Here is a 2,609-nt window from a genome sequence, read left to right on the forward strand (position 1 = left end):
CCCGCCGGAAGAAAACCTATAAAAACGGTTCACAGATTTGATAATAACCGACTGAAAGTTTTCAGGTTTATGAAAGATGAAATCTCCAAAGGCCGACAAATTTATGTCGTTTATCCGTTAATTCAGGAAAGTGAAAAAATGGATTACAAGGATTTAATGGATGGTTACGAAAGTATCTCAAGAGAGTTTCCCATGCCAGATTACCAAATCTCTATTGTCCATGGTAAAATGAAAGCTGCGGACAAGGACTATGAAATGCAACGTTTTGTAGATGGTAAAACACAAATTATGGTAGCTACGACGGTTATAGAAGTTGGAGTTAATGTGCCTAACGCTTCTGTTATGATAATTGAAAGTGCAGAACGCTTTGGTTTATCGCAATTACACCAATTACGAGGACGTGTAGGTCGAGGTGCCGAACAAAGTTATTGTATTTTAATGACCAGCCACAAATTAAGCAACGATAGTAAAACGCGTCTCGAAACCATGGTACGATCCAGTGATGGTTTTGAAATTGCCGAAGTTGACCTAAAACTTAGAGGTCCTGGTGATATTATGGGAACTCAGCAAAGTGGAGTCCTTAACCTACGAATCGCAGATATTGTTAAGGATACAGATATCCTAGAACAAGCCAGATATTACGCTAAAAGTGTTTTAAAATTAGATCCTAGTTTAGCGCTTCAAGAACATAAAGTGATCTTAAATACCTACCGACAAATGAGTAAGTATCGTAATATCTGGAATTACATCAGCTAATTATCTTCTTGCTAAAACCATTAAAATCTAGTAACTTAGGAAGACTTATGCTTATGAGTCACTCAACTCATTCAATCTTTTAATTGATTAGATATGAACAACATTTTAGTTGCGCTTGATTTTAACGGTAATGAACAACAGCTTATAGATACTGCGATTAACTATGCGCAAGCTTTTGATGCAAAATTATGGTTGTTACATATTGTGGCACCAAATCCTGATTTTGTGGGCTATGAAGCAGGACCACAATTTATTAGAGATAATCGCGCTTCTCAGCTTAAGAAAGAACGCGAATTACTAGATAATTACAGCGATTCTTTAGAAGAAAAAGGTATTAAAGCGGAAGGGCTAATGGTACAAGGTGCTACCATTGAAACCATTATGGAAGAATCTAAAAAGCTTAATATTAAATTGATTATTGTGGGTCACTCTGAGCGAAGTATGTTGTACAAGGCTATTTTTGGACGTGTTGCAAGTTCGGTTATCAAAGCGTCTAACATTCCTGTGCTTACCGTTCAAATTGAATAAATTACAAAAAAAGGCCTGGCACCAACCAAAACAAGACCTTCCAAAACATGACTTTATGTGTTTTGATCATGCATATTTTACATAGCGCTTAAATTTCTTTAGTTCTTGCCTTATTATCAAGTTACTCGCATTACATAAGTAATGCTATTAGGAACTTGTTAAACAAATTAAATTAGCTGTTAATTAACGTAATGTTAAGAGAATCAGCTATAAACGATTTTCTTTGATTTGTTTGAAAAAAATTATCTTAATCTCCACCAACTAAACAGCCAATGATTACCAAACTCGGTCAGAAATTTACGGACACGTTTACTAAATACATGCCAAGCGCATATGTGTTTGCATTATTACTTACGTTACTTACTGTATTATTAGCTTTAATACTTACTAAAAGTAAACCCATAACCATACTAGAAGGTTGGTACAATGGCTTTTGGAATCTATTATCCTTTGGGATGCAGATTGTTTTAATAATTATTACAGCGTATTGTATTGCACAATCCTCTCCGATTAAAAAAGGTATTGATCATATTGCAAAACAAATAAAAACACCAACTCAGGTTTATTTTATCATAATAACACTCGGCGCTTTACTATCCTTAGTCAGTTTTGGCATGGTTGTTATCACAGCAATTTTAGGGCGAGAATTGGCATTGCGCATTAAAGGCATCCACTACCCTTTTTTAGTCGCTTGTGTCTATTTTTCTTTTAATGGTTGGGTTTGCGGATTATCGAGTTCTATAGCCTTACTCTTAAATACAGAAAATAATTTCTTAATTGAAAAAGGTATTTTAAATGATACCATTTCTACCAGTTATAGCTTAGGATCCACGTTGAATTTAACCATGATTGTGCTCTTTGTTGTGGCCGCACCACTAATAATATGGTTATTGATACCAAAGTCATTTGATGGAAAAGAACTTAAAGATTTACAAACTAAAAGTATAGATAACGAAGGATCTGTAAAAGACGAAGCTCTATCTTATAAATTACCTTTTAAAGCAGTGTCTGACGCTTTAAACAATGCAGGCTGGTTACAGATTAGTGTGGCATTATTAGGTGTTATTTACATTACCTATCACTTTAGGATTAAAGGCTTTGATCTTAATTTTAACATTATGATCTTTATCTTCCTCATTACTGGAATGCTATTGCATATCACTCCTATGCGCTACAGTATTGCCATGAAACGTGCTAGTAGTAATATCTCTGGTATTTTATTTCAATATCCGTTTTACGCAGGCATTATGGGCATAATGATGGCCTCAGGGTTAGGAACTAAAATAAGTGATGTCTTAGTGTCTATTGCAACACCAGAATCCTAT

Annotated in this window: 3 protein-coding genes; all 3 read left to right on the forward strand. The window is 34.8% G+C overall.

Annotated elements, in window-relative coordinates:
* Nucleotides 1-756 (forward strand): helicase-related protein (locus ACTG3Y_RS13465; protein WP_439153435.1); only part of this gene is annotated, 756 nt, incomplete at its 5' end.
* Nucleotides 757-849: 93 nt separating this feature from the next.
* Nucleotides 850-1,284: a universal stress protein gene (locus ACTG3Y_RS13470; protein WP_439153436.1), complete on the forward strand. Its 435-nt coding sequence runs from the start codon at nt 850-852 to the stop codon at nt 1,282-1,284.
* 272 nt (nt 1,285-1,556) lie between these two features.
* Nucleotides 1,557-2,609 (forward strand): TIGR00366 family protein (locus tag ACTG3Y_RS13475; RefSeq protein WP_439153437.1); only part of this gene is annotated, 1,053 nt, incomplete at its 3' end.

The organism is Winogradskyella sp., assembly GCF_965656915.1.
GTDB lineage: Bacteria > Bacteroidota > Bacteroidia > Flavobacteriales > Flavobacteriaceae > Winogradskyella.

Excerpts from the sequence above, each read along its gene's own strand:
- ACTG3Y_RS13470 (WP_439153436.1), top strand. The coding sequence starts at position 850 with ATGAACAACATTTTAGTTGCGCTTGATTTTAACGGTAATGAACAACAG.